This window comes from Rothia halotolerans (assembly GCF_004136635.1).
In the GTDB taxonomy this organism is placed as follows: Bacteria; Actinomycetota; Actinomycetes; order Actinomycetales; family Micrococcaceae; genus Rothia; species Rothia halotolerans.
Genome location: NZ_NOIU01000001.1, coordinates 475,746 through 498,665, shown reverse-complemented (window position 1 = coordinate 498,665; position 22,920 = coordinate 475,746). Strand labels below are relative to the sequence as shown.

Sequence of the window (22,920 nt, the reverse complement as noted above, 5' to 3'; positions counted from 1 at the left end):
AGGGGTCGGGTACCAAAGCCTCTCGTCAGCATGAGATTGATCCTATAGGATCAGAGGAGGCAAGCGCCGGCCCGAGCCCGGCGCCCGGCCGTCCCGCCCCACCCGAGAAGGAGGAAGGAACGATGACGTACCTCTTCAACAGCCCGTCCGACTTCGCGGAGGAGGCCGTGCGCGGCCTCGCCGCCGCCCACCCGGACCACGTGACGCCCGTCCGCGGCGGCGTCGTGCGCCCCACCGAGACGCCGGAGGGGCAGCCGGCGCTGGTCATCGGCGGCGGGTCCGGGCACTACCCGGCCTTCGCCGGCTGGGTTGGCCCCGGCATGGGCCACGGTGCGCCCTGCGGCAACGTCTTCGCCTCGCCCTCGGCCTCCCAGGTCTACTCGGTGGTCCGCAACGCGGAGAACGGCGGCGGGGTCCTGCTGGGCTTCGGCAACTACGCCGGGGACGTGCTGCACTTCGGGCTCGCCGCGGAGAAGCTGCGGCACGAGGGGATCGACGTGCGCATCGTGCCGGTCAGCGACGACGTCATGTCCAACGACGTCGAGCACTCCCGGGACCGCCGCGGCATCGCGGGCGACCTCCCCGTCTTCAAGATCGTCGGGGCCGCCATCGAGGCGGGCGCCGATCTGGACGAGGCCGAGCGCATCGCCTGGAAGGCCAACGACGCGACGCGCTCCTTCGGCGTCGCCTTCGACGGCTGCACGCTGCCGGGTGCGGAGGAGGCGCTCTTCCACGTCCCGGAGGCGAGCATGGGCGTCGGGCTCGGCATCCACGGCGAGCCCGGGGTGCGCGAGGAGCCGATCGCGGGCGCCTCCGAGATCGCCGACCTGCTCCTGGACGGGATCCTCGAGGAGGAGCCCGCCCGGCGGGACGGCGGCTACCGGGGGCGGGTGGCCGTGATCCTCAACGGGCTCGGGACCGTGAAGTACGAGGAGCTCTTCGTCGTCTACGGGCGCGTCGCCGAGCGCCTGGCCGAGAGGGGGCTCACCGCCGTGAGGCCCGAGGTCGGGGAGTTCGTGACGAGCCTGGACATGGCGGGCCTCTCCCTGACCCTGGTCTTCCTGGACGAGGAGCTCGAGGAGCACTGGCTCGCGCCGGTGGACACGCCGGCCTTCCACCGGGGCATGATGCCGGAGGTCGAGCGCGCGCCGCGCGGCCGGCTCTGGACTGCCGAGGACGCCCGGATCCCCGAGGCCTCCGATGACTCGCGCCGCTGCGCGGAGCGGATCGCCGGGGCCCTGGAGGGCTTCGAGCGGGTGTGCGCCGAGCGGGAGGAGGAGCTCGGGCGGCTCGACGCCGTCGCGGGCGACGGCGACCACGGCCAGGGCATGGCGTACGGCTCACGCGGCGCGGCCCGCGCCGCCCGCCGCGCCGTCGAGCAGGGCGCCGGCGCTCGCACCGCCCTCCTGCTGGCGGGCGAGGCCTGGTCCGAGGCGGCCGGGGGGACCTCCGGCGCGCTGTGGGGCGCCGCGCTCACCGCGGCCGGTGGGGCGCTCTCCGACGCGGAGGGCGCGGACGGGCGCCGGACGGTCGAGGCGCTGGGCGACGCCGTCGAGGCCGTCATGCGCCTGGGCGGCGCGAAGCCCGGCGACAAGACCATGGTGGACGCCGCCGTCCCCTTCCGCGACGCGCTCGCGGAGCGGTTCGACGGCGAGGACGCCGCGGCGGCCGTGGCGGCCGCGGCCCGGACGGCCCGCGAGGCCGCCGAGCGGACCTCGGAGATCAGGGCGAGCCTGGGCCGCTCGCGCGTGCTCGGGGAGAGGAGCGTCGGGACGCCGGACCCGGGCGCGCTCTCCTTCTCCCTGCTGATGGAGGAGCTCGGCAGGCAGCTGGGGGAATAACCGTCCCGGGGGCGGGGCGTTGGAACAGACAGGGCCGCGGACGCGGCCAGAGGCAGAGCCGGACATCGCACGGCAGAAGGAGCGGAGCATCATGGCACTGAGGATCGTGGTCGGCGGGGACAACGCCGGATTCAACTACAAGGAGGCCCTCAGGAAGGACCTCGAGGCCGACGAGCGCGTCGCCTCGGTCCTCGACGTCGGGGTCACCGGCACCGAGGACGGCACCTACTACCCGAACGTGGCCATCGCGGCCGCCGAGAAGATCGCCGCCGGCGAGGCGGACCGGGCCCTGCTGATCTGCGGCACCGGGCTCGGCGTCGCGATCTCGGCCAACAAGGTCGCCGGCGTCCGCGCCGTGACCGCGCACGACATCTACTCGGTCCAGCGCTCGGTGCTCTCCAACGACGCGCAGGTGCTGTGCATGGGCGAGCGCGTGGTCGGGCTGGAGCTGGCCCGGACCCTGGTGGGGGAGTGGCTCGGCCTCGAGTTCGACCCGGAGTCCTCCTCGGCGGCGAAGGTGGACGCCATCCGCGCCTACGAGGGCTGCTGAGATGTCCCTCCGCTGGATCGGCACCAGCTGGAAGATGAACAAGACCCTCGCCGAGTCCCGGGCCTACGCCCGCGGGCTGCGCGAGCGGCTCGGGGACGGGGCGCCGGAGGGCCTCCAGCCCTTCGTGATCCCCTCCTTCACCTCCCTCGCCGCGGTCGCGGAGGAGCTCGGCCCGGGCTCGCCGGTGCTGGTGGGCGCGCAGAACGCGCACTGGGAGGAGGCGGGCGCCTGGACCGGCGAGGTCTCCATGGGCCAGGCGGCCGACGCCGGGGCGAGCCTGGTCGAGATCGGCCACTCGGAGCGGCGCGAGCACTTCGGCGAGACCGTGGAGACGACCCGCTGGAAGGTCGCCGCCGCCCTGGAGCGCGGCCTGATGCCGCTGCTGTGCATCGGCGAGGACGCGCGGACCCAGCGGACCGGCGGCTCGGCCGAGTTCATCCTGGGGCAGGCGGCCGGGGCGCTGGAGGGCCTGGCCCAGGAGCAGCTGTCCCGGGTGCTCATCGCCTACGAGCCGATCTGGGCGATCGGCTCGGCCGGGCGGCCCGCCACGGCCGAGGAGCTGGCGACGCCGTTCGAGCGGCTGGGCGCCGAGTACGGCGGCCGGGTCGCGGGCCTGCTGTACGGCGGCTCGGTGACCCTCGGCAACGCCCGCGAGCTGCTGGGCATCGACGGCGTGGACGGCCTCTTCGTGGGCCGCACCGCCTGGGAGCTGGAGGGGTACCTGCGGCTGCTCGAGCTCGCCGCCGGGCACTGACGGGGACGGGCGCCCGCGCGCCGCGAGATGAGGAGCCCGCGCCGAGCCCTCGGGCCCGGCCGGCTGGGGCCTCGATCGGGGCGCGGTCACCCGACGTCAAGGATCGTGACCTCCACGGTTCCGGGCGTCCACCCGGCGTCGCGCAGGGCCGCCGCCACCGCGTCGCGCACCCCTTCGCCGGCGGACACCGCGGGGCGGGAGTCGTCGACGCTCACGTAGACGCTCACCGAGGCGCTCGAGCCGCTGACGGCGATCCGCGTGCCGTCGGCGGCGAGCCCGCCCCGGGACGCGGTGCTCGCCGGACGTCGCAGGCCCAGGAGGAAGTCGGACACGCTCGACTCGCGGTGCAGCACCCCGGGCGCGCCGTCCACCGCTTCGATGACGGCGCGGGTCAGGCGCTCGCGCCAGTTTCCGCTCCAGGGGACGGGCCCGGGGGCGGGACGGGCGCCGCGGTCGTCTGCTGCATCAGTCATGCGCGAGATCCTCCACCGTGAGATCGACGGACGTGACGATGGCCCCGAGCCGCTCTGAGACCGCATGGGCGATGTGGCGCCGCAGGCGGTCCTCGCCGGCGCCGAAGCGGGCGAGGGGGTCGATCACCAGCCCGACGTCGAGGCCCAGCGGCACCGAGCCCCCGGCCGCGGCCCCCAGGCCCCTCACCGCGCAGCGTCGGGCGGTGAGGCCCGGATGGGAGTCGACGACCTCGCGCACGGCGGCCGCGATCGCGTGCTCGCTGAGGGAGATCACGGTGCCGGGCACCACCTTGACCTGGATCCGCTCGCCGCGGCGCACGTGGGACCGGGCGAAGTCCATGATCCGGCGCCTCACGTCGGGCCGCGTGGCGAGCTCCGCGTCCTCGCGCTGGGCCTGAAGCGTCATGGCCTGGAGCCGGGTGAGGCGGCGTCGAGCATCGAGGCAGTGCGTGCACCGGCGCTGGTGATCGTCGGGCTCGCCGCCGATGCTCAGCCACACCGAATCGATCGTGCGACCGCAGGCCAGCTCCTCGTCCGAGCTCATCGCCAGTCACCCATCCCTTCAGCCAGCGCCTTTCGAGCCCGCGCGAGCCGACCGCGCACGGTGGCCCCCGTGACGTCGAGGGAGTCGGAGATCTCCTGGTACGAGAGTCCCTGCAGCTCCCGGAGGACCCAGCATAGTCGCTGCTCCTGGGGAAGCTCCTGCAAGAGCGCCGCCAGAGCATCCATGCTCGAGGCCGCTTCCACCTGGCGCGCCGGATCCTGCTGGCGCGCGTCCCCCAGCGTCTCCTCCATGTAGCCCGCGTCCACCGGCGCCGTCGCCTGGGCGGCGCGGCTACGCAGGGTGTCCTGGCAGTGGTTCGCCGCCTGCCGGTACAGCCACGTCGAGAAGGCCTCGGGATGCCGCAGGTCGCCGAGCTTCGACCAGACCTTGATGAACGTCTCCTGGACCGTGTCCTCGGCGTCGAGCCGGTTGCCCAGCATGCGGTAGGCCATGCCGAAGAGCCGGCCCTCGAAGCGCTCCACGAGCCCCTCGAAGGACGCGAGGTCGCCGTCCTGCGCACGGACGACCAGGGTCACCAGCTCGGTCGCCGAGCTGGGGGACTCCTGCTCATCGGTGCCGCTCACGCGTCTCCGTCCCGTTCGCGAGTGATGCCGGGTCCCACCCGGCGGGTTCCCCCATCGTACGGCGGGGACGGGACGGCGCGGCGAAAGATCTCGAAGATTTCTGGGGAGATCCCGTGACGTTCCGAGCGCGGGACCGTCTGTACCTGTACAAGCCATCCATCCGATCTCACGAGGAGTGATCACCATGGCAGAGCAGAACACCCAGACGGTCAAGGGCAGCACCCCGACACAGGCCCTCGGCGGTTCCCAGGGCTCGGGCCAGGCCTCCGGCCAGGACCTCGAACCGCACGGGCCGCTCCAGACTCCTCACGGCAACACCACGATCAACGAGACCGTGGTGCAGAAGCTCGCGGGCATCGCCGCCCGCGAGGTGCCCGGCGTCCACTCGATGGGCAACGCCGCCCGCCGCGCCTTCGACTCCCTCTCCGGCCGTATCCCCGGCTCGCAGACGAACGTCGCGGGCGGGGTGAGCGTGGAGAAGGGCGAAGAGCAGACCGCGATCGACCTGACCATCATCATCGAGTACGGCAGCGCCGTCGTCGACGTCGCCGACTCCATCCGCCGGAACGTCATCCGGAGCGTCGAGCAGGCCACCGGGCTGGAGGTCCTCGAGGTCAACATCAACGTCACCGACGTCCACCTGCCGGACGACGACCAGGGCGAGGACGACTCCTCGAACGAGCTGAAGTAACCCGCGCCCCGGGGCCGCGGCCGAAGCGGTCGCGGCCCCGGGCACCGCATCACCCACTCGGCAAAGGAAGCATCATGAGTTCAGCAAAATTCTGCGTCGTCGTCGGGCTGGTCCTCGGCATCGTCGCCGCATGGGGTGGCTTCGTCGACTTCGTCATCGTCGCCTTCTTCGCGGTCATCGGCCTGCTGGTCGGGCTCGCGCTCGACGGCCGCCTCGACGTGAAGGCCCTCTTCGGCCGTTCCTCCGATCGGAGGTGAGCGAGGTGTTCGACGCATCGACAGGCGGACCCGGGGGCGGGGAGCATCCCCCGCGGGAACCGGACGGTCCGGCGTCGTCCTCCCATCGGGGGCATCTGGTCCTCGCCGAGAAGGTGGTCGAGAAGATCGCCGCGCAGTGCGCCTCGGAGATCACCGAGGTCGGCGGGACCGGCGGCGGATTCCTCGGCATGGGCCGGCAGAACGACCCGGAGGCGCGCCCCAAGGTCTCGGTGGAGCTCACCGGGGCCATCGCCACGCTCAGCATCGAGCTGGGGGTGCGCTATCCGGCGTCCATCGCCCGCGTCACCCAGCAGGTCCGCGAGGAGCTGGGGCGCCGCGTGACGGAGCTGGCCGGGGTGCAGGTGCGCCAGATCGACATCCGGGTGGGGTACCTGCACGGCGGGTCTCCCGCGGAGGAAAGGACACTGCTGTGAAGGCTCTGAGACATCGTCCCGCTCGGGTGCTGCCCGCGGTGCTGGTCAGCATCGTGATGCTCGCCCTCGCCGCCGCGCTCCTATGGGCGGCGATCGCACGGCTCGCCACGGGCCAGTGGTGGTCCCAGCTGTCCCGCGCGGCGCAATCCGTCGAGCAGGCCCCCTGGGCCGCGCCGGGGGCGATGGTCGCCGCGGCGGTCGTGGCCATCATCGGGCTGCTCCTGATCATCTGGGCCCTCGCGCCCGGTGCGTTCACCACCGCGCGGGTCGCATCGCCGGAGCCCGAGGACGCCGTCGTCAGGGGTGGCGTGCACGCCGTCATCACCACCGGCGGCCTGGCGACTCTGGCCTCCGGGGCCGCCCACCAGATCGACGGCGTGAGCGGCGTCAGAAGCTCGGCCACCGCCAAGAGCGTCCTGGTCAGCCTCACGACGCCGCTGCGTTCGAGGGACTCCCTGGTCGCCGAGGTCCGGGCCGCCGTGGAGGAGCGGATGCGCCGCTCCGGCGTCTTCCCAGCCCCCAAGATCCGGGTCCGGGCGCACACGAAGGAGATGTCATGAGAATACTCGCGGGCGGCCTCAACCGGGCCTGGCTCACCGTCATCGGCCTCGTGCTGCTGGTCCTCGGCGTCGGGTGGCTTCTCGCCGCGTCGGGACTGCTGGCCTCCCTCCATCCGGCGCTCGACCAGGAGGCCGCTCCGATGCGGGGTGCCTCGGGCGTTCTGGACCAGCCGTGGATGCCGGCGGCGATGATCGTCGTCGCGGCCCTCCTGATCCTCGCGGGCCTCTCCTGGCTCGTCCGGCAGATCCCCCGCAAGCGGCAGGCGCCCACCCTCCGGTTCCACGAGGACGCCCGCCAGGGCGTGACCCTCATGGAGGCGCCGGTGTTCTCGGACGCCGTCGCGCACGACGTCGAGGAGCTGGAGCACGTCACGGCGGCGCGGGCGCTCCTGCGGGGAAGCCGCAGCGAGCCCGAGCTGGTCCTGCGGGTCGCCGTCAACGAGCGGGCCGACGCCCAGGAAGTGGTCGACGCCATCTCCGAGCGCATCCTGCCGCGGGCCGTGGAGGCCCTGGGCGTTCCCTTCACGGACGTGGGGATCGAAATCGTCGTGACCCGACAGAGCCGGAAGAGCGATCGGGTGCGGGTGCAGTGAGCAGTCCGGGGCCGGCGGGGAGGATCCCGCCCGCCGGGGGCTCGCCCGGAGGATCCGCGGCTGACATGGACGACGCGTCCCGCACCGGGGCGCGTCGTCCATGCTCGTGTAGGGCCTCGGCGGGCAACGGCGTGGTCTCGCCGCCGCACCGAACGCCGGCCCCGACGAAGCATCTGGCTGTCTCGTCCCGGGGCCTCGGTAGACTCGGAGCATGAGCCCCGTAGCCTTCGTCACCGGCGCCTCGGCGGGAATCGGCGCCGTCGTCACCCGCCTGCTGCTGGATCGCGGATGGACCGTGTACGCCGCGGCCCGCAGCGCCGCGCGACTCGAGGAGGCGACCTCCCTCGGCGCGCGCGGGGTCGTCGTCGACCTCTCCGACGAGCGCTCCCTCGAGGTCGCGGTCCGGCAGGTCCTGGAGGAGACCGGCGGCGTGGACGTGCTGGTCAACAACGCCGGCTACGGCGAGCAGGGCGCCGTCGAGGACCTCGGTGCCTCCGCCGCGCGACGGCAGCTCGAGGTGAACCTGGTCGGCGCCGCGCGGCTGATCCAGCTGGTGCTCCCGGCCATGCGCGAGCGCGGGCGGGGCCGCATCGTCAACGTCACCTCGGTGGTGGCCGACCTCCATCTCCCGCTCGGCGGCTGGTACGGCGCGAGCAAGGCCGCGCTCGGCGCCCTGACCGACAGCCTGCGCCAAGAGCTGCGCCCCGCGGGGATCCGCGTGATCGACGTCAGGCCCGGGCCGGTGAGCACCGGGTGGCAGGAGGACGAGTCGGAGACCGTCCGGCGGGTCAGCGGCGGCGGCCGGTACGCGGCCCTCGCCGAGCAGGTGGCGGCGAGGGCCCTGGAGCGGGGGAGCGTCTCCTCGACGCCGGAGCGGGTGGCCCGCGCCGTCCTCGACGCCGTGACCTCCCCGCGGCCCCGGCCCCGGTACTTCGTGGGCCGCGGCGTCGGGATCGCCCATCGAGCCCTCCGGCTCCTGCCCGCCGGGGTCCTCGACGTCGCGGTGCGGGCCTACCTCTCGGGGGCGCGCTCGAGAGGGTCGCGCCCCGGTGGGGACGGATCCGACGAGCCTCGGCCCGGCGGGCTTTGCTCCGACGGGCCCCATCCCCACATGCCCCATTCTGACGAGCCTCTCTGACGAACCGCGGCTCGGAGGGCGGCGGCCGGGCAGAGGCCGTCGCTGACAGACGCCGGCCCGGCGGCCTCGGCCTCGGGCGCATCGTCGCCGCGAGGGCGCGGCCCCGGCGCCGCGCAACATCCGCTCATCCGGGAGCGACGCCGATACGGTGGGGGGCATGCCCTCTCCCACCACCCCCGTTCAGCCCGCCCTCCTCACGGCCGAGGGCGTGGTGGCCGGGTACGCCGGCGAGCCGGTCTGCGGGCCGGTGGGCCTCGGCGTCGGGCCCGGCGACCGCCTCGCGCTGATCGGTCCCAACGGCACGGGCAAGTCGACGCTGCTCAAGGGACTGACCGGCCGGCAGCACCCGGTCGAGGGCGAGGTCCGCTTCGCGGGGGCGCCCCAGGACGAGGGCTCGCTCGAGTGGCGCCGTCGCGTCTGCGTCCTGCTCGACGACGAGTACTTCCTGCCCCACCTGACGGTCGGCGAGCACCTCGAGGCGGTGGCCCTCGCGCACGGTCTCGAGACCCCGTACGAGCGCGCGCTGGCCGAGCTGGAGCGCTGGGGCGTGGGCGCCAAGCAGGGCAGCGACCCCCAGACCCTCTCCTCCGGGCAGCGACGCCGCTTCCTGCTCGCCGCGGCCTTCCTGCGCCCCGCCGACCTGATGGTCCTGGACGAGCCGGAGCAGCGGCTCGACGCCGCGACCCGCTGTGACCTCGCCGAGGCGCTCGCGGCCCGGGCTGCGGAGGGCGTCGGGCTGATCTTCGCCACGCACGACGCCGCGTTCCTCGCCCGCCTCGCCGACCGCTGCGTCATCCTCGACGACGTCGCCCCACCCCGTCTGGCGACCCCCGCCGAGGGACTGGAGCTGCTGGCGGTGGAGCACTCGTGAGCGGCTCCTCCGCGGGTCCCGCCGCTTCCGTCCGCTCCGCCGAGGAAGCCCGCCCCGCCGAGGAGGTCCGCGGCTTCGTCGCCCGCAAGGCCCGGCAGAAGAGCCGCGGCAGGGGCCGGGCGGCCTTCGGCGACTGGTACATTCTGGTCTTCGCGCTGGTGGTCGCGGGCGCCGTCGTCGGCCGGCTGGTCATCGAGGCCGGGGCGCCGGGCGGGGGCGGGCCGCTGGCGGAGGGCGAGGCCGTCCGCCGGCTCGCCGCCCTCGCCCTCCCGGACTTCCGGTGGGCCGTCGCCGCGCTGACCCTCCTGGTCCCGGTGCTCTGGTACTGGGGCCTGCGCGCGGCCGGGCCGCTGTCCGTGTCGCGCGAGACGCTCCTCTGGATCTTCCAGGCCCCGGTGGACCGGCGGCCGTACCTGCACCGCCGGCTGGCCGCCCTGGCCTGGGCCTCGGCGCTGTTCGGCGCCCTCGGCGGGGCGCTGACGGTGATCCCCCTCGGGCTCGGCGGCGGCTGGGGTCCTGGCTCCCTCCTCCCGATGGCGGCCGGGGCCCTCCTGTGTCTGACGGCCCTGCGGCTCGCGGTGGGCCGGCAGACCCGCCCCGGCGGTAGGACGGGGCGGGTCTGCCGGCCTGCGCCACCCCGAGCTCGACGCCGCCGCGGGCACCGGCCAGTTGCTCGAGCTCTCCGTCTACGCCCTGGACCTCGGCTCGCTCTCCCGCGTCCTGTTCCGCGGGCGCGTCCCCTCCCGGGGCGTCCGCCCGCTGCCGCGCCGTCTCCGGGGGAGGCCCGCCCTGCTGATGGCCGCGGCGGAGTGGCGGCAGTGGCGCCGCTGCCGCGGCGTCGTGCCCGGCCTGGCGATCACGCTGCTCCTCGGGTTGCTCCTGGCGCTCTCGCCGCTGCTGCGCGCCCCCGTGCTCCTGGTGGTCGCGCTGGCGGCGGTGGCGCTGGCCGCCATGGAGTGCGCCGGGGCAGGCGTCGGGCACTCCCAGGGCAGCCCCCAGCGGCACGCGATGTGGCCGCTGGGGCGGCGGGGCGAGCGGCTCGCGCAGCTCGCCGTGCCCATCGGGCTGATGACGGCCTGGCAGGTGTTGCTGCTCGGCGGGCTGGGCGCGCTGGCCGGCCGTCCCGAAGCCGCCCTCGCCGCCGTTCTCGCGGGGATCGGCCTGGGCGCCATGGCGGTGCAGTCCTCCGACGCCGAGCCGCCGGACTGGGGCTCCGACGTCTACGTGCCGACGCCGTTCGGCATCGTCCCGATCAGGAGCGTCTACACGCTCCTGAAGTGCCACGCCGTGGCGACCGCCGCCGCGCTCCCGCCCGCGCTGGCTGTGGTGGGAGCGCTCGGCCCGCTCGCGGCCGCCGCCTGGAGCGCGGGGATCGCGGCGCTGGCGCTGACGATGTGCCTGCGGCGTCCCGCCGGATCCTGAGGGTCGAGAACTCCCGGCTGACACCGACAGGATGACTCGTTATGATGAGTTGTACTAGGTGACCAAGGGAGGTGCCTCGTGGGTCAGGTCGACTCATCCCCGCGGCCGGCGGACGCCGCCGGCGGTGACCAGCGCGTGCCCAAGTACGAACGCGTCCGCGAGGCCCTGCGCGAGCGGTTCTCCTCCGCGCCCCCGGGCACCCTCGTCCCCTCCGAGGCCGAGCTCTGCCAGATCCACGGGGTCAGCCGGATCACCGTGCGCCGCGCCGTCGAGGACCTCATCGCCGAGCGCATCCTGGACCGCCACCACGGCCGCGGCACCTTCGTCGCCGAGTCGGGCCAGCGGCTCCCCGCACCGCCGGAGAGCATCGACCTGACCGGCTTCCACCGGCAGAAGAGCTCCGAGGGACACCGGGTGACCAGCCGGGTCCTCGTCCTCGAGGCCTTCGCCGCCCCCTTCGACATCGCCGCCGCCCTCGGCCTGCCCGAGCGCGCCCGCGTGGTCCGCCTGGACCGGCTCCGCTCGGTGGACGGCTCCGTGGACCACCTGACCCGCGAGTGGCTCGACGCCGGGCGCTACGCCGACCTGCTCGGCCAGGACTTCACCGACCAGTCGCTCTACACCTACCTCTCCTCGCGCCACGGCCTGGTGCCCGCCCGCAACGAGGTCACGGTCTCCGTCCAGCGCGCCATCGGCGACGACGCCCGCCTGCTGGGCCTGCCCGAGGGCACCCTCCGGCTCGCGACCCGGACCACCACCTACGACGACCACGGCCGCCCGCAGATCCACGGCCGGAACATCTACGCCGACGAGGCGGCGCTGACCCGCTTCTCGGTCCTCGCCCGCAACCACCGGCCCTGACCCGGCCATGCATCCCGAAGGAGGCACGAGAGTGCTCGAACAACACCTCACCGAGGACCGCGTCCTCTTCGCGGACCCCGCCGACTGGCGCGAGGCCGTCCGCGAGGCCGCCCGCCCGCTCGTCGAGGACGGCTCCGTGGAGCCGCGCTACGTGGAGAAGGTCCTCGAGACCATCGCCGCGCCGGGTGGCACCTACATGGACCTCGGCTTCGGCATCACGCTGGCCCACTCCCGCCCCGAGGAGGGCGTGAACCGCACGGCCCTGAGCCTGCTCCTGCCCGAGCGCACGCTCCACCTGGCCGACGAGGAGTCCCACCCCGTCAACGCCGTCTTCGTCCTCGCCGCGACCGGGACCCAGGACCACCAGCAGACCATGGCCGAGCTGGCCCGCCTGCTGATGGACGCCGGGTCCCGCACGGCGCTGCTCGCGGTCCGCTCCTACCCGGAGCTCACCCGGATCCTTCAGCCCGCCGGCTGACGACCTCGCCGGATCCCCTCCGGCGGAACAACATCCCAACAGTTCAGGAGAGAACCAATGAAATTCATGGCAATGTGCAGCTCCGGCCTCGGCAGCTCCTTCATGGTCCACATGAACATCGAGACCGCGCTCAAGACCGTCGGCGCCCAGGGCGTCGAGGTGGACCACGCGGACCTCGGCTCGGTGGGCCCCGAGGCGGCCGACGTCTTCTTCGTGGGCCGGGACCTGGAGAACTCGGTCTCCGACTTCGACGACGTCGTCGTGCTCAACTCCATCATCGATCAGGAAGAGCTCGTGGAGAAGGTGCGCGAAGCGTGCCAGCGGCACGGGATCGCCACCACCGACTAGTCCCCCGCGGATAGGGTAAAGGACACGTGAAATGAACAGTTTCCTGGAGATTCTGGTCCAGATCTTCTCTCAGCCCGCCATCCTGGTGGCGCTGATCGCGCTCATCGGACTGCTCCTGCAGAAGAAGAGTGGCGCCGACGTCATGAAGGGCACCGTCAAGACCTTCGTCGGCTTCCTGGTGCTCTCCGCGGGCGCCGCCGTCGTCGTCGGGGCCCTGGATCCCTTCGGCACCATGTTCTCCGAGGTCTTCGGGGTGCAGGGCGTGGTGCCCAACAACGAGGCCATCGTGGGGCCCGTGCTGCAGGAGTACGGGACCGTCGCCGCGCTGATCTTCTTCTTCGGCATGATCATCAACGTGATCTTCGCCCGGCTGACGCGGTTCAAGTACATCTACCTCTCGGGCCACGTCGCGCTGTACCAGTCGGCGATGATCGCGGTGATCCTCATGGTCGCCGGGTTCAGCTCCTGGCAGGCCGTCCTGTGGGGCTCCATCGCGGAGGCCGTGATCACCACCGTCTCCCCGGCCGTGGTCCAGCCCTTCATGCGCAAGGTCACCGGCAACGACACCGTGGCGCTGGGGCACACCGGCGGGTTCGGCATCGCGCTGTCCGGCCTGGTGGCCAGCGTGACCGGCGGCGATCCCGAGAAGTCGACCGAGAAGCTGAAGGTGCCGAAGTCGCTGGGCTTCGTGCGCGACTCCACCGTCGTCGTTGCGCTCTCGATGGGCCTGATCTTCGTGATCGTGGCGCTCGTGGCGGGCCCCAGCTACGTCCAGACGGAGATCTCCGACGGGCAGAACTACCTGCTGTGGGCCGTGATGTCCGCGGGCCAGTTCGCCGCCGGCGTCTTCATCATCCTCGCCGGCGTGCGGGTGATCCTGGCCGAGATCGTCCCGGCCTTCAAGGGCATCTCGGAGAAGCTCGTCCCCAACGCCAAGCCGGCGCTGGACGTGCCGATCACCTTCACCTTCGCCCCGAACGCCGTGATGGTCGGGTTCTTCTCCTCGCTGGTGGCGGGCATCCTCGGGATGGCCGTCATGGGCGTGGCGGGCAGCGCCGTGATCATCCCCGGCATCGTCGCGCACTTCATGACCGGCGGCGCCTCCGGGGTCATCGGCAACGCGGTGGGCGGCCGCCGGGGCGCGGTCCTCGGCTCCTTCGCCAACGGCCTGGTGATCACGATCGTCCCGCTGCTGCTCCTGCCGGTGCTCGGCGAGATCGGGACCGCCAACTCCACCTTCGGCGACTCCGACTACGGCGTGATCGGGCTGTTCCTCGGCTGGCTGGGCATGGGCGGCGGACAGGCCCTGATCATCGTCGGCATCGTGGTGGCGACGCTGGCGCTGTTCGGCGCGAGCCTGCTGGCCGGCCGTCGCGCCAAGCGCCTGGAGCGCCGGGCCGCGGCCGAGCAGGAGAGCTCGGAGGTCGCGGGCTAACGGCCCCGCCGCGTCCCCGCGCCGAGGACCCCGCCGTCGTCACGACGGCGGGGTCCTTCGCGTCCGGGACGGGGTGAAGCAAACAAAATAAAACATCGCCCCGGTATGCGGAGAGGTTCCGCCCGGGAGAAGAGCCGAATGTTTGATGTTGACTGGATCACAGTCGGGAGTAGACTGACTCGCGAAACAATCAATCGCAAACAACAACGCACAAAACTGCGCTTGTTCCGGTCTGTCAGGAGGCAAGCGATGACGCTTGCGGACGCCAGCAGCCTTCGGCTCTCCCTCTCATGGGTCGACTACGCGCTGCTCATCATCTACTTCGCCACCGTCCTCGGCATCGGCATCATGGCCAAGCGCCGGGTGCGCACGAGCATGGACTTCTTCCTCTCGGGCCGCTCGATGCCGGCCTGGATCACCGGCCTGGCCTTCGTCTCCGCCAACCTCGGCGCCACCGAGATCCTGGGCATGGCCGCCAACGGCGCGCAGATCGGCATGTCCACGCTGCACTACTACATCGTCGGCGCGGTCCCGGCCATGGTCTTCCTCGGCCTGGTCATGATGCCCTTCTACTACGGCTCCAAGGTGCGCTCGGTGCCGCAGTTCATGCTCAAGCGCTTCGGCAAGCCCGCGCACGTGGTCAACTCCATCGCCTTCGCCGTCTCCAACGTCCTGATCGCCGGGATCAACCTGTACGCCATGTCCATCGTCATCGAGGCGATGCTCGGCTGGCCCGAATGGGTCGCCATCGTCGTCTCCGCCGGCTTCGTCCTGCTGTACATCACCATCGGCGGTCTCTCCTCGGCCATCTACAACGAGGTCATGCAGTTCTTCGTGATCGTCGCCGGGCTGGTGCCGCTCACCGTCGTCGGTCTCCACCGGGTGCACGGCTGGTCGGGGCTGAAGGAGGCCCTGCTGAACACGGAGGGCATCAGCCGGCTGCACCTCTCCGCCTGGCAGGGCACCGGGATCGGCGACGTCACCAATCCCATCGGCGCCAACTGGCTCGCGATCGTGCTGGGCCTGGGATTCGTGCTCTCCTTCGGGTACTGGACCACCAACTTCACGGAGGTCCAGCGCGCCTTCTCGGCCAAGAACATGTCCGCTGCCCGGCGCACCCCGCTGATCGGCGCCTTCCCCAAGCTGTTCATCCCCTTCATCGTGGTGATCCCCGGCCTGATCGCCGCGGCCACGGTGGGCAACCAGTTCGCCGACGGCACCCTGACCTACAACGACGCGATCCCCAAGCTCATCCAGATGTACCTGCCCTCCGGTGTGCTGGGGGTCGCCGTCACGGGCCTGATGGCCTCCTTCATGGCGGGCATGGCCGCCAACGTCTCGAGCTTCAACACGGTGTTCACCTACGACATCTGGCAGGAGTACATCAAGCCGAACATGCCGGACGCCCACTACCTCAGGACCGGGCGGTGGGTCACCGCGATCGGCGTGGTCGTGGGGATCGGCGCGGCCTTCCTCGCCGCGCAGTACGGCAACATCATGACCTACATGCAGACGCTGTTCTCCTTCTTCAACGCCCCGCTGTTCGGCGTCTTCATCCTCGGCCTGCTGTGGAAGCGGATGACACCTGCCGCGGGCCTGTGGGGCTATGTCGCCGGCATCATAGCCCCCACCGTGGTGTGGATCGCCTACCTGCGGGACGAGTCCCTGTTCGGCTCGGCCACGGCGGAGACCATGTACGGGGCCATCTACTCGTTCCTCGCCGTCATGGTGGTCTCGGTGGTCGTCACCCTCTTCACCACGCCCAAGCCGGTCTCGGAGCTCAAGGGCCTGGTCTACGGCGTCGGGAGCATCGACGTGAAGGGCGACGTCGTGGCCGGCGACGCCGCCTGGTACCGTTCCCCGGCCCTGCTGGGCACCGTGGCGCTCGCGCTGTGCGTGGCGCTGTACCTGCCCTTCCTCTGAAGCCCGCACCGAAGCCGCACCCGCCCCTCGCCGTCGTCGAGATCGATCATCACAGGAGGTCCGCCATGAGCCAGAACCCATCGGAGGTGCCGGAGCGCATCACCCTCGGCCCCGAGGAGAAGGAGGAGCTGATCCGGCACACCCGCCGCACCGACCTGCGGCGCATCATCGGCGCCCTCTTCCTCGTCTACGGCGTGGTGGTGACCCTCATGGGGATCCTCGACCCCGCCGCCGACGTCGCCAAGACCGGCGGCCTGCACATCAACCTGTGGTCGGGGCTCGGCATGCTCGTGGCCGCGGGCCTGTTCTTCCTCTGGGACCGGCTGGCCCCCGTCCCCGCCGAGGACATCGTGGCCAGCGCCGAGGCGGAGGAGATCAAGAAGGCGGAGGGCGAGGGTAAGCTCGAGTGATGGAAGCCACTCCAGTCCCCGTCCCCGCAGGCCCCGGCGTCCCCGATCCCCAGGGGACGCGCCACGAGATCAGCGCCGGCGGCTACACGGCCGTGGTCGCCGAGGTCGGGGCGAGCCTCGTCTCGCTGACCGGCCCCCACGGCCACCTCGTGCGCACGACGCCGCCCGGCCACCTGCGCGCCGGCTGCAGCGGGGCGATCCTCGCGCCGTGGCCCAACCGGATCCGCGACGGCCGCTACGCCTTCGGCGGCCAGACCCACCAGCTGCCGCTCACCGAGCCCGGACGCGGCAACGCCTCCCACGGGCTGGCGCTGTGGGAGCGGTGGCGGGTGACGGGGGAAGGTGCGGGGACGGACGCCGCCGGGACGAGCCCGGCCGAGGAGAACGGCGTCGAATCGGAGGCCGGGACCGCCGAGAGGAGCGATGCGCAGAGGGGCCCTGCCGAGGCCGCCGACGCCGAGGCCGACGCCGTCGAGCTCCTCCTCGACCTCGTCCCCCAGCCCGGCTACCCCTTCCCGCTGCGGCTCACGGCCCGGTACGAGGTCTCGGCGGCGGGCCTGAGCTGGTCGGTCACAGCCGAGAACACGGGCGCCGACTACGCGCCCTACGCCGTGGCGGGCCACCCCTACCTCGTCGCGGACGGCTCCGACGGCTCCGCGCCGGGCGGCATCCCCGGCTGGACCCTGCGCATCCCCGCCGGGACCTACCTCGAGGCGGATCCGGACCGCCTCCTCCCGGTGGCCGAGCACCCGGCCCGGGACGGCGTCTTCGACTTCCGGGAGGGGCGCATGCTGGGGGACACGGCCTACGACGTCGCCCTCGGGGAGATCGAGCGCGACGCGGCGGGCGGCTTCGAGTGCCTGCTCACCGGCCACGAGGGGCGCGGCGTCGTGCTCCGCTGCGGCCCCGAGGTCCGCTGGATCCAGGTCTACACGGACGACGAGCCGCATCCGGAGGACGGGCGCCGGGCGGTCGCCGTCGAGCCCATGACGGCGCCGGCGGACGCCTTCCGCTCCGGCCGGGACCTCACCGTCCTGGGACCGGGGGAGCGCCGCACCGCGAGCTGGCGGATCGCCGAGACCGGCTGGTGAGGGATGCCGGCTCCTCGCCGCCAGCGAAACCCGGATCCGGAATATCCGCCCCGCCCGAAGACTTATGCCGGTCATGAGCACGATGAAAGCGATGACGTACGAGACGTTCGGCGACCCCTCGGTCCTGTCCCTGACCGACCAGCCCCTGCCCAAGGTCGGGCCGGGGGAGGTCCTGGTCAAGGTCCACGCGGCCGGCGTGAACCCGGTGGACTGGAAGGCGATGTCCGGCGGGCTGGACTCGATGATCGAGGCCCAGTTCCCGGCGATCCCCGGCTGGGACGTCGCGGGCACCGTGGCTGCCAAGGGCATCGACTCCCCGGGCGTCGAGGAGGGCGACGAGGTGATCGCCTACGCCCGCAAGGACTGGATCCACGGCGGGACCTTCGCCGAGTACGTGAGCGTGCCGCTGCGCGCGCTCGCCCCCAAGCCGCAGAACCTCACCTGGGAGCAGGCCGCGGGACTGCCGCTGGCCGGCCTCACCGCCTACCAGGTGCTGACCCGCTCCGGCCTGGAGGAGGGGAAGACCGTGCTGATCCACGGCGCCTCGGGCGGCGTGGGGAGCATGGGCGTGCAGATCGCCGCCGCGGCCGGGGCCCGGGTGATCGGCACCGCCTCGGAGAAGAACCACGACTACCTGCGCCAGCTGGGCGCGGAGCCGGTGGAGTACGGCGAGGGCCTGGCCGGGCGCGTGCGCGAGCTGGCGCCCGACGGCGTGGACATCGTCGCCGACTTCGTCGGCGGCGTCCTGGACACCACCCTGGAGGTCCTGGCCGAGGACGGCGTCCACGCCTCGATCGCCGACCCCGAGGCCGAGAAGAACGGCGGGGCCTGGATGTGGGTCGTCCCCAGCGCGGAGGACCTGACCCGGCTCGGCGACCTCGTGGAGCGCGGGAAGCTCAGCGTGAAGGTCGACGCCGTCTACCCGCTGGACCGCCTGCCCGCGGCCTTCGAGAAGAGCCAGGAGGGGCGGACGGTCGGCAAGATCGTCCTGCAGGTCTCCGGCGACTAGGTGTACTGAGCCATCAGGCCGGTGCCGCTCGGACCGCGGGGGCCGTGGGCGGCCGGGGACTACTCCCCGGCCTCGGCGGTCCCCTCGGCGCGGGCCGAGCGGCGCCGCTCCCGGGCGACCTCGAACCCGATCGGCACCACCGAGAGCAGCACCAGCGCGACGGCGATCAGGTCCACGTGCTCCCGGATGAAGGCCACGTTGCCGAGCCACACGCCGGCCAGGGTGAGCAGCAGGCACCAGAGGAGGGCGCCGGTGATGTTCCACTTCGCGAAGTCACGGTAGCGGTACTGGGCCATCCCGGCGGCGAGCGGCACGAAGGTCCTCACGATGGGCACGAACCGGGCGAGCACCAGCGCCTTGCCGCCGTAGCGGGTGAAGAAGCGCTCGGCCTTGGCGAGGTTCTCGGTGCTGAGGATCCGCGCGCCGGGGGAGAAGAGCCGCCGGCCGAAGACCTTGCCCAGGGAGTAGCCGACCTGGTCGCCCAGCACGGCCGCGACGCCGACCACCACCAGCAGCACGGCCAGGTTGAGGCCGAGCTGGTGGTGCAGCAGGCCGGTGGTGAAGAGCAGCGAGTCGCCGGGGAGGAACGGGAAGAGCACACCCGACTCGATGAAGATCATCGCCGCGACGACGCCGAGGACCCAGGGGCCGGCGCCGTCGAGGATCGCCTCGATGTCGATGCCGAGCAGGGCGGGATGCGGCGCGAGCACGCCTCCCGCCGCCTGGAGGTCGGCGGTCAGGGCGTGGAGCGAGGCCAGAGTGGTCATGTGCAGCCGTTCGGGGAGGGAAGCGGGGGAACCGGGCCCATGCTACTCCCCGGAACTGGAGGCGGGCCGGCCCGGCTCCGGGGGGACGCGGCGCAGCGTGGCCCAGGTGATGGCGGCGCCGACCAGGCAGGAGAGGGTCGAGCCGAGGGCCGCGTAGGCGAAGCCGGAGGTGAACGCCGAGGAGGCGTTGTCCATGAGGGCCCGGCCCAGCTCGCCGCCGAGCGCCTGGGCGACGTCGACGGCTCCGCCCAGCGTCTGCCCGGCGGCCTCCGCCGCCCCGCCGGTCACTCCGTCCGGGATCTCCACGGCGCTCTGGTACCCGGCGGTGAGGACCGTGCCGAGCACGGCCGCGCCCATGACGTTGCCGAACTCGTAGGTGGTCTCGGAGATCGCCGAGGCGGCCCCGGCCTTGCCGGGCGGGACGGCGCTGAGGATCATGTCGTTGGCCAGCGTCTGCACCGCGCCGTTGCCGAAGCCGAAGACGAGGAAGCTGGCCATCAGCAGCACCAGCCCGGCCCCGAGGAACTCGGTGAAGGCGCACAGCAGGAAGCCCAGCGCGTTGGCGAGCAGGCCTCCGCTGACCACCACCCCGGGGCGGATCCGGCGGACCAGGGGGACGGCCACGAAGCCGCCGATGACGGTCATGATCATCCCCGGGATCATCAGGATCCCCGCGTGCATGGGCGAGTAGCCCTCGACCAGCTGCAGGTACTGGGAGAACGCCAGGATGAAGCCGACGAAGGCGATGGTCACGGTGAAGTTGCACGCCAGCGAGCCGGTGAAGACGGGGTTCCTGAAGAGCCTGACGTCGAGCATGGGCTCGCGGGCCGAGAGCTGGCGGCGGACGAAGAGCACGCCGCAGCCCAGCCCCACCAGCAGGGCGAGCACCGGGACGACGCCGAGGCCGGAGGTGGACAGCTCCTTGATGGCGTAGACCACCCCGACCATCGTCACCATGATCAGGGCGATGGACCACGGGTCCACCGGGCCCGGATCGGGGTCCTTGGAGTTGGGGACCAGCAGCGGCAGGAGCACCAGGGCCGGGATCAGCAGCGGGATCGCGATGAGGAAGATCGAGCCCCAGAAGAAGTGCTCCAGGAGGAACCCGCCGAGGATGGGTCCCAGCACTGCGCCCGCCGAGAAGCCGGAGGCCCACACCGCGATCGCCGTGCGCCGCTGGGCGGGGTCCAGGAAGATGTTGCGCAGCAGGGACAGCGTCGCGGGCATCAGCATCGCGCCGAAGCACCCCAGCCCCGCCCGGGCGGCGATCAGCCACTCCGGCGCCGGCGCCAGCGCCGCCAGCCCCGAGACCACCGCGAAGCCGCTGCAGCCGATCAGCAGGATCCGCTGCCGTCCGATCCGGTCGCCGATCGCGCCCATGGGCACCAGCAGCCCGGCCAGCACGAGCGGGTAGACGTCCACCATCCACAGCAGCTGCACGCCGCTGGGCTCCAGGCTCCGGGAGATCGAGGGCAGGGCGAAGGTCAGCACCGTGTTGTCGATGGAGATCAGCAGGACGGGGATCATGAGGATGACGAGGGCGAACCACTGGCGCTTGCCGGCGCGCAGGGGGATGGCGTTGGTCCAGGGCATGACCTCATCGTAACCAGCCCCCGTATCCACAGCAGACCCCTCCCGCCCCGTCGCGCCCCCGATCCCTGACACACTGGAGGGCATGGACACCGCAGCAGCCACCACCGACCTCCACGCCCAGGCCCGCGCCCACCTGCAGGCGCTCACGGGCCGTCCCGACGCCGACTTCCACCCCGGCCAGTTCGAGGCCATCCGGGCCCTGGTCGAGGACCGCGCCCGCGCGCTGGTGGTCCAGCGGACCGGCTGGGGGAAGTCCGCGGTCTACTTCATCTCCTCGCTGCTGACGCGGGAGCAGGGCGGCGGGCCGGCGCTGATCATCTCCCCGCTCCTGGCCCTCATGCGGGACCAGGTGGCCGCGGCCGAGCGGGCGGGGGTGCGGGCCGCCGCGGTCAACTCCGCCAACGCCACCGAGTGGGAGGACATCCGCGCCCGGATCGGCGCGGGGGAGCTGGACGTCCTGCTCATCAGCCCCGAGCGGCTGAACAACCCCCGCTTCCGGGAGCAATGGGCCCCGGAGCTGCTGCGCACCTGCTCGCTGCTGGTGATCGACGAGGCCCACTGCATCTCCGACTGGGGACACGACTTCCGCCCCGACTACCGCCGCATCCGCGACCTGATCGGCGAGCTCCCGGCCGGGGTCCCGGTGCTGGCCACCACCGCCACGGCCAACGAGCGCGTGGTCACCGACGTCCGCGAGCAGCTGGGGGTCGGCGGGGAGGGCGGCCGGGACGTCTTCACCCTGCGCGGGCCGCTCTCCCGCGCCTCGCTGCGCCTGGGCTGCCTCACCCTGCCGGACAACGCGGCCCGGATCGCGTGGCTGATCGAGCACCTGGGCGAGATGCCCGGCAGCGGCATCGTCTACGCGCTGACCATCTCCGCGGCGGAGGACACCGCGCGGATCCTCGCCGAGGCGGGGTACCACGTGCGCTCGTACACCGGCCGCACGGACGCGGGCGAGCGGGAGGAGGCCGAGCGGGAGCTGAAGGAGAACCGCGTCAAGGCGCTCGTGGCCACCAGCGCGCTCGGGATGGGCTTCGACAAGCCGGACCTGGGCTTCGTGGTGCACCTCGGCGCACCCTCCTCGCCGGTGGCGTACTACCAGCAGGTCGGGCGCGCGGGCCGCGCGACCGAGAACGCCGACGTCCTGCTGCTCCCCGGCCGCGAGGACCCGGAGATCTGGAAGTACTTCGCCACGGCCTCGATGCCCACCGAGGAGAACGCCCAGCAGGTCCTCTCCGCGCTGGCGGGGGCCGGCGGGCCGATGTCCGTCGCCGCCCTCGAGGCCGCCGTGAACATCAAGCGCACCTCCCTGGAGCTCCTGCTCAAGGTGCTGGCGGTGGAGGACGCCGTGGACCGGGTCTCCGGCGGCTGGGTCTCCACCGGCAAGCCCTGGACCTACGACGCCGAGCGCTACGGCCGGATCGCCGAGGCCCGGCGCCGCGAGCAGAACGCGATGCTGGACTACGAGGCCGGGCACACCTGCCGCATGCAGTTCCTGGCCCGGGAACTCGACGACGCCACCGCCGAGCCCTGCGGCCGCTGCGACGTCTGCGCGGGCCCCTGGTACCCCCGCGACGTCGACGAGGAGGCATCGCGCCGGGCCCGGCACGGCCTGGTCCGTGTGGGCGTCCCGGTGGAGCCGCGGGCCCAGTGGCCCACCGGCCTGCCCACCCTCGGCATCGAGAAGAAGGGCAGGATCCCCGAGGAGGAGCGGGCCGAGCGGGGTCGCGCCCTGGCCCGGCTGACCGACCTCGGCTGGGGCAACCGGCTGCGCGAGGTCTTCGTCAACGACGACGCCGGCCGCCCCCTCGACGCCGAGGTCCCCGCGGACCTGGGCCGGGCCTGCGTCGGGGTGCTCGCCGAGTGGGACTGGGCGCGGCGGCCGGCCGGCGTCGTCGCGATCCCCTCCGCCTCGCGTCCCCGCCTGGTCGACTCCCTGGCCCGCGGCCTGGCCGGGGCCGGCCGGTTGCCCTACCTCGGCGAGCTGGAGGGGGCTCAGGGCTTCCCCTCCGGCGCGGCCGGGCGCGGCGGCAACAGCGCCTACAGCCTGGCCTCGGTGTGGGGCCGCTTCCGGGTGGGCGAGGAGCTCGCCGGGAGGCTGGCCGAGGTGCGGGGGCCGGTGCTGCTGGTCGACGACCTCATCGACTCCCGCTGGACCATGACCGTGTGCGCGCGGGAGCTGCGGCTCGCCGGGGCGGAGGCGGTGCTGCCCTTCGCGCTCGCCCTGCAGGCCTAGGGGCGAGAGGGCAGGCCGGACTCCTCCCTCTGTCCCGGCGCCCGCTGTCCCCGCCTC

At 72.8% G+C, this 22,920-nt stretch carries 25 protein-coding genes; 20 read left to right on the top strand and 5 right to left on the bottom strand.

Translation table 11 applies throughout. The annotated features are described in order from the left end of the window. Positions 1 to 122: 122 nt before the first annotated feature. The 3 genes from EWV39_RS02400 (at position 123) to EWV39_RS02390 (ending at position 3,145) form a co-directional block, all read left to right on the top strand. Entirely contained in the window at positions 123 to 1,841 is a 1,719-nt protein-coding gene (locus EWV39_RS02400; protein WP_129656689.1) for a dihydroxyacetone kinase family protein, read from the top strand. 91 nt (positions 1,842 to 1,932) lie between these two features. Continuing rightward, positions 1,933 to 2,391 (top strand): ribose-5-phosphate isomerase, encoded by a 459-nt coding sequence (locus EWV39_RS02395; protein ID WP_129656688.1) that lies wholly within the window; start codon positions 1,933 to 1,935, stop codon positions 2,389 to 2,391. Position 2,392: 1 nt separating this feature from the next. Then, positions 2,393 to 3,145 (top strand): triose-phosphate isomerase, encoded by a 753-nt coding sequence (locus EWV39_RS02390; RefSeq protein ID WP_129656687.1) that lies wholly within the window; start codon positions 2,393 to 2,395, stop codon positions 3,143 to 3,145. An 86-nt stretch (positions 3,146 to 3,231) separates the two neighbouring features. Here EWV39_RS02390 and EWV39_RS02385 read toward each other — a convergent pair whose 3' ends face one another. The 3 genes from EWV39_RS02385 to EWV39_RS02375 are packed head-to-tail and all read right to left on the bottom strand — an operon-like array spanning position 3,232 to position 4,746. Further along, positions 3,232 to 3,618, bottom strand: coding sequence for a hypothetical protein (locus tag EWV39_RS02385; RefSeq protein WP_129656686.1), 387 nt, complete (start codon positions 3,616 to 3,618; stop codon positions 3,232 to 3,234). Next, positions 3,611 to 4,162, bottom strand: coding sequence for a hypothetical protein (locus tag EWV39_RS02380; RefSeq protein WP_129656685.1), 552 nt, complete (start codon positions 4,160 to 4,162; stop codon positions 3,611 to 3,613). The genes EWV39_RS02385 and EWV39_RS02380 overlap by 8 nt, the downstream gene beginning before the upstream one ends. Continuing rightward, positions 4,159 to 4,746, bottom strand: a complete 588-nt coding sequence (locus EWV39_RS02375; RefSeq protein ID WP_165313089.1) for an RNA polymerase sigma factor — start codon at positions 4,744 to 4,746, stop codon at positions 4,159 to 4,161. The genes EWV39_RS02380 and EWV39_RS02375 overlap by 4 nt, the downstream gene beginning before the upstream one ends. A 184-nt stretch (positions 4,747 to 4,930) precedes the next feature. Between EWV39_RS02375 and EWV39_RS02370 the strand changes: the two genes are divergently transcribed. From EWV39_RS02370 to EWV39_RS02295, 16 genes are all read left to right on the top strand, one after another. After that, positions 4,931 to 5,437: an Asp23/Gls24 family envelope stress response protein gene (locus tag EWV39_RS02370; RefSeq protein WP_129656683.1), complete on the top strand. Its 507-nt coding sequence runs from the start codon at positions 4,931 to 4,933 to the stop codon at positions 5,435 to 5,437. 74 nt (positions 5,438 to 5,511) lie between these two features. Beyond that, positions 5,512 to 5,694, top strand: coding sequence for a hypothetical protein (locus EWV39_RS02365; protein ID WP_129656682.1), 183 nt, complete (start codon positions 5,512 to 5,514; stop codon positions 5,692 to 5,694). Positions 5,695 to 5,699: 5 nt separating this feature from the next. Then, complete coding sequence (locus EWV39_RS02360) at positions 5,700 to 6,128, top strand: Asp23/Gls24 family envelope stress response protein (protein WP_165313087.1); 429 nt, start codon at positions 5,700 to 5,702, stop codon at positions 6,126 to 6,128. Continuing rightward, positions 6,125 to 6,688 carry a DUF6286 domain-containing protein gene (locus EWV39_RS02355; protein WP_129656680.1) on the top strand — a complete coding sequence of 188 codons (564 nt, stop codon included), beginning with the start codon at positions 6,125 to 6,127 and terminating at the stop codon, positions 6,686 to 6,688. The genes EWV39_RS02360 and EWV39_RS02355 overlap by 4 nt, the downstream gene beginning before the upstream one ends. Then, positions 6,685 to 7,281 carry an Asp23/Gls24 family envelope stress response protein gene (locus EWV39_RS02350; RefSeq protein WP_129656679.1) on the top strand — a complete coding sequence of 199 codons (597 nt, stop codon included), beginning with the start codon at positions 6,685 to 6,687 and terminating at the stop codon, positions 7,279 to 7,281. The genes EWV39_RS02355 and EWV39_RS02350 overlap by 4 nt, the downstream gene beginning before the upstream one ends. 211 nt (positions 7,282 to 7,492) lie before the next feature. Further along, positions 7,493 to 8,419 carry an SDR family NAD(P)-dependent oxidoreductase gene (locus EWV39_RS02345; protein ID WP_129656678.1) on the top strand — a complete coding sequence of 309 codons (927 nt, stop codon included), beginning with the start codon at positions 7,493 to 7,495 and terminating at the stop codon, positions 8,417 to 8,419. Between the two features lie 157 nt (positions 8,420 to 8,576). Beyond that, positions 8,577 to 9,290, top strand: coding sequence for an ABC transporter ATP-binding protein (locus EWV39_RS02340; RefSeq protein WP_129656677.1), 714 nt, complete (start codon positions 8,577 to 8,579; stop codon positions 9,288 to 9,290). A 669-nt stretch (positions 9,291 to 9,959) separates the two neighbouring features. Continuing rightward, complete coding sequence (locus EWV39_RS02335; RefSeq protein WP_129656676.1) at positions 9,960 to 10,712, top strand: hypothetical protein; 753 nt, start codon at positions 9,960 to 9,962, stop codon at positions 10,710 to 10,712. Between the two features lie 78 nt (positions 10,713 to 10,790). After that, complete coding sequence (locus tag EWV39_RS02330; protein WP_129656675.1) at positions 10,791 to 11,573, top strand: GntR family transcriptional regulator; 783 nt, start codon at positions 10,791 to 10,793, stop codon at positions 11,571 to 11,573. A gap of 31 nt (positions 11,574 to 11,604) precedes the next feature. Next, a complete protein-coding gene (locus tag EWV39_RS02325) occupies positions 11,605 to 12,051 on the top strand; it encodes a PTS sugar transporter subunit IIA (protein ID WP_165313085.1) in 447 nt (148 codons plus the stop codon). A 57-nt stretch (positions 12,052 to 12,108) separates the two neighbouring features. Continuing rightward, positions 12,109 to 12,399 (top strand): PTS sugar transporter subunit IIB, encoded by a 291-nt coding sequence (locus EWV39_RS02320; protein WP_129656673.1) that lies wholly within the window; start codon positions 12,109 to 12,111, stop codon positions 12,397 to 12,399. A gap of 31 nt (positions 12,400 to 12,430) precedes the next feature. Beyond that, complete coding sequence (locus EWV39_RS02315; protein ID WP_129656672.1) at positions 12,431 to 13,834, top strand: PTS ascorbate transporter subunit IIC; 1,404 nt, start codon at positions 12,431 to 12,433, stop codon at positions 13,832 to 13,834. Positions 13,835 to 14,083: 249 nt separating this feature from the next. Then, complete coding sequence (locus tag EWV39_RS02310; protein WP_129656671.1) at positions 14,084 to 15,757, top strand: sodium:solute symporter family protein; 1,674 nt, start codon at positions 14,084 to 14,086, stop codon at positions 15,755 to 15,757. Positions 15,758 to 15,822: 65 nt separating this feature from the next. Then, positions 15,823 to 16,167 (top strand): hypothetical protein, encoded by a 345-nt coding sequence (locus EWV39_RS02305; protein WP_129656670.1) that lies wholly within the window; start codon positions 15,823 to 15,825, stop codon positions 16,165 to 16,167. Continuing rightward, positions 16,167 to 17,258, top strand: coding sequence for an aldose 1-epimerase family protein (locus EWV39_RS02300; protein WP_129656669.1), 1,092 nt, complete (start codon positions 16,167 to 16,169; stop codon positions 17,256 to 17,258). Before EWV39_RS02305 ends, EWV39_RS02300 begins: the two co-directional genes overlap by 1 nt. A gap of 82 nt (positions 17,259 to 17,340) precedes the next feature. Then, positions 17,341 to 18,267 carry an NADP-dependent oxidoreductase gene (locus tag EWV39_RS02295; protein WP_193554685.1) on the top strand — a complete coding sequence of 309 codons (927 nt, stop codon included), beginning with the start codon at positions 17,341 to 17,343 and terminating at the stop codon, positions 18,265 to 18,267. A 59-nt stretch (positions 18,268 to 18,326) separates the two neighbouring features. On the opposite strand, the gene EWV39_RS02290 is transcribed toward EWV39_RS02295, so the two are convergent. Then, positions 18,327 to 19,034, bottom strand: coding sequence for a VTT domain-containing protein (locus EWV39_RS02290; RefSeq protein WP_129656667.1), 708 nt, complete (start codon positions 19,032 to 19,034; stop codon positions 18,327 to 18,329). A gap of 42 nt (positions 19,035 to 19,076) precedes the next feature. Next, on the bottom strand, positions 19,077 to 20,627 hold the full coding sequence (locus EWV39_RS02285; protein WP_129656666.1) for an MFS transporter: 1,551 nt from the start codon (positions 20,625 to 20,627) through the stop codon (positions 19,077 to 19,079). A gap of 82 nt (positions 20,628 to 20,709) precedes the next feature. On the opposite strand from EWV39_RS02285, the gene EWV39_RS02280 reads away from it, so the two are divergent. Beyond that, the gene (locus tag EWV39_RS02280; RefSeq protein ID WP_129656665.1) at positions 20,710 to 22,863 is read left to right on the top strand and encodes a RecQ family ATP-dependent DNA helicase; all 2,154 of its coding nucleotides are present in this window, start codon (positions 20,710 to 20,712) and stop codon (positions 22,861 to 22,863) included. Positions 22,864 to 22,920 lie beyond the last annotated feature (57 nt).

What these genes read in the sequence shown, in the direction of transcription:
- EWV39_RS02280 (WP_129656665.1), top strand. Translation starts at nt 20,710, where the DNA reads ATGGACACCGCAGCAGCCACCACCGACCTCCACGCCCAGGCCCGCGCC.
- EWV39_RS02290 (WP_129656667.1), bottom strand. Translation starts at nt 19,034, where the DNA reads ATGACCACTCTGGCCTCGCTCCACGCCCTGACCGCCGACCTCCAGGCG.
- EWV39_RS02295 (WP_193554685.1), top strand. Translation starts at nt 17,341, where the DNA reads ATGAAAGCGATGACGTACGAGACGTTCGGCGACCCCTCGGTCCTGTCC.
- EWV39_RS02285 (WP_129656666.1), bottom strand. Translation starts at nt 20,627, where the DNA reads ATGCCCTGGACCAACGCCATCCCCCTGCGCGCCGGCAAGCGCCAGTGG.
- EWV39_RS02345 (WP_129656678.1), top strand. Translation starts at nt 7,493, where the DNA reads ATGAGCCCCGTAGCCTTCGTCACCGGCGCCTCGGCGGGAATCGGCGCC.
- EWV39_RS02365 (WP_129656682.1), top strand. Translation starts at nt 5,512, where the DNA reads ATGAGTTCAGCAAAATTCTGCGTCGTCGTCGGGCTGGTCCTCGGCATC.
- EWV39_RS02315 (WP_129656672.1), top strand. Translation starts at nt 12,431, where the DNA reads ATGAACAGTTTCCTGGAGATTCTGGTCCAGATCTTCTCTCAGCCCGCC.
- EWV39_RS02350 (WP_129656679.1), top strand. Translation starts at nt 6,685, where the DNA reads ATGAGAATACTCGCGGGCGGCCTCAACCGGGCCTGGCTCACCGTCATC.
- EWV39_RS02340 (WP_129656677.1), top strand. Translation starts at nt 8,577, where the DNA reads ATGCCCTCTCCCACCACCCCCGTTCAGCCCGCCCTCCTCACGGCCGAG.
- EWV39_RS02400 (WP_129656689.1), top strand. Translation starts at nt 123, where the DNA reads ATGACGTACCTCTTCAACAGCCCGTCCGACTTCGCGGAGGAGGCCGTG.
- EWV39_RS02390 (WP_129656687.1), top strand. Translation starts at nt 2,393, where the DNA reads ATGTCCCTCCGCTGGATCGGCACCAGCTGGAAGATGAACAAGACCCTC.
- EWV39_RS02395 (WP_129656688.1), top strand. Translation starts at nt 1,933, where the DNA reads ATGGCACTGAGGATCGTGGTCGGCGGGGACAACGCCGGATTCAACTAC.
- EWV39_RS02370 (WP_129656683.1), top strand. Translation starts at nt 4,931, where the DNA reads ATGGCAGAGCAGAACACCCAGACGGTCAAGGGCAGCACCCCGACACAG.
- EWV39_RS02300 (WP_129656669.1), top strand. Translation starts at nt 16,167, where the DNA reads ATGGAAGCCACTCCAGTCCCCGTCCCCGCAGGCCCCGGCGTCCCCGAT.
- EWV39_RS02380 (WP_129656685.1), bottom strand. Translation starts at nt 4,162, where the DNA reads ATGAGCTCGGACGAGGAGCTGGCCTGCGGTCGCACGATCGATTCGGTG.
- EWV39_RS02305 (WP_129656670.1), top strand. Translation starts at nt 15,823, where the DNA reads ATGAGCCAGAACCCATCGGAGGTGCCGGAGCGCATCACCCTCGGCCCC.
- EWV39_RS02385 (WP_129656686.1), bottom strand. Translation starts at nt 3,618, where the DNA reads ATGACTGATGCAGCAGACGACCGCGGCGCCCGTCCCGCCCCCGGGCCC.
- EWV39_RS02320 (WP_129656673.1), top strand. Translation starts at nt 12,109, where the DNA reads ATGAAATTCATGGCAATGTGCAGCTCCGGCCTCGGCAGCTCCTTCATG.
- EWV39_RS02310 (WP_129656671.1), top strand. Translation starts at nt 14,084, where the DNA reads ATGACGCTTGCGGACGCCAGCAGCCTTCGGCTCTCCCTCTCATGGGTC.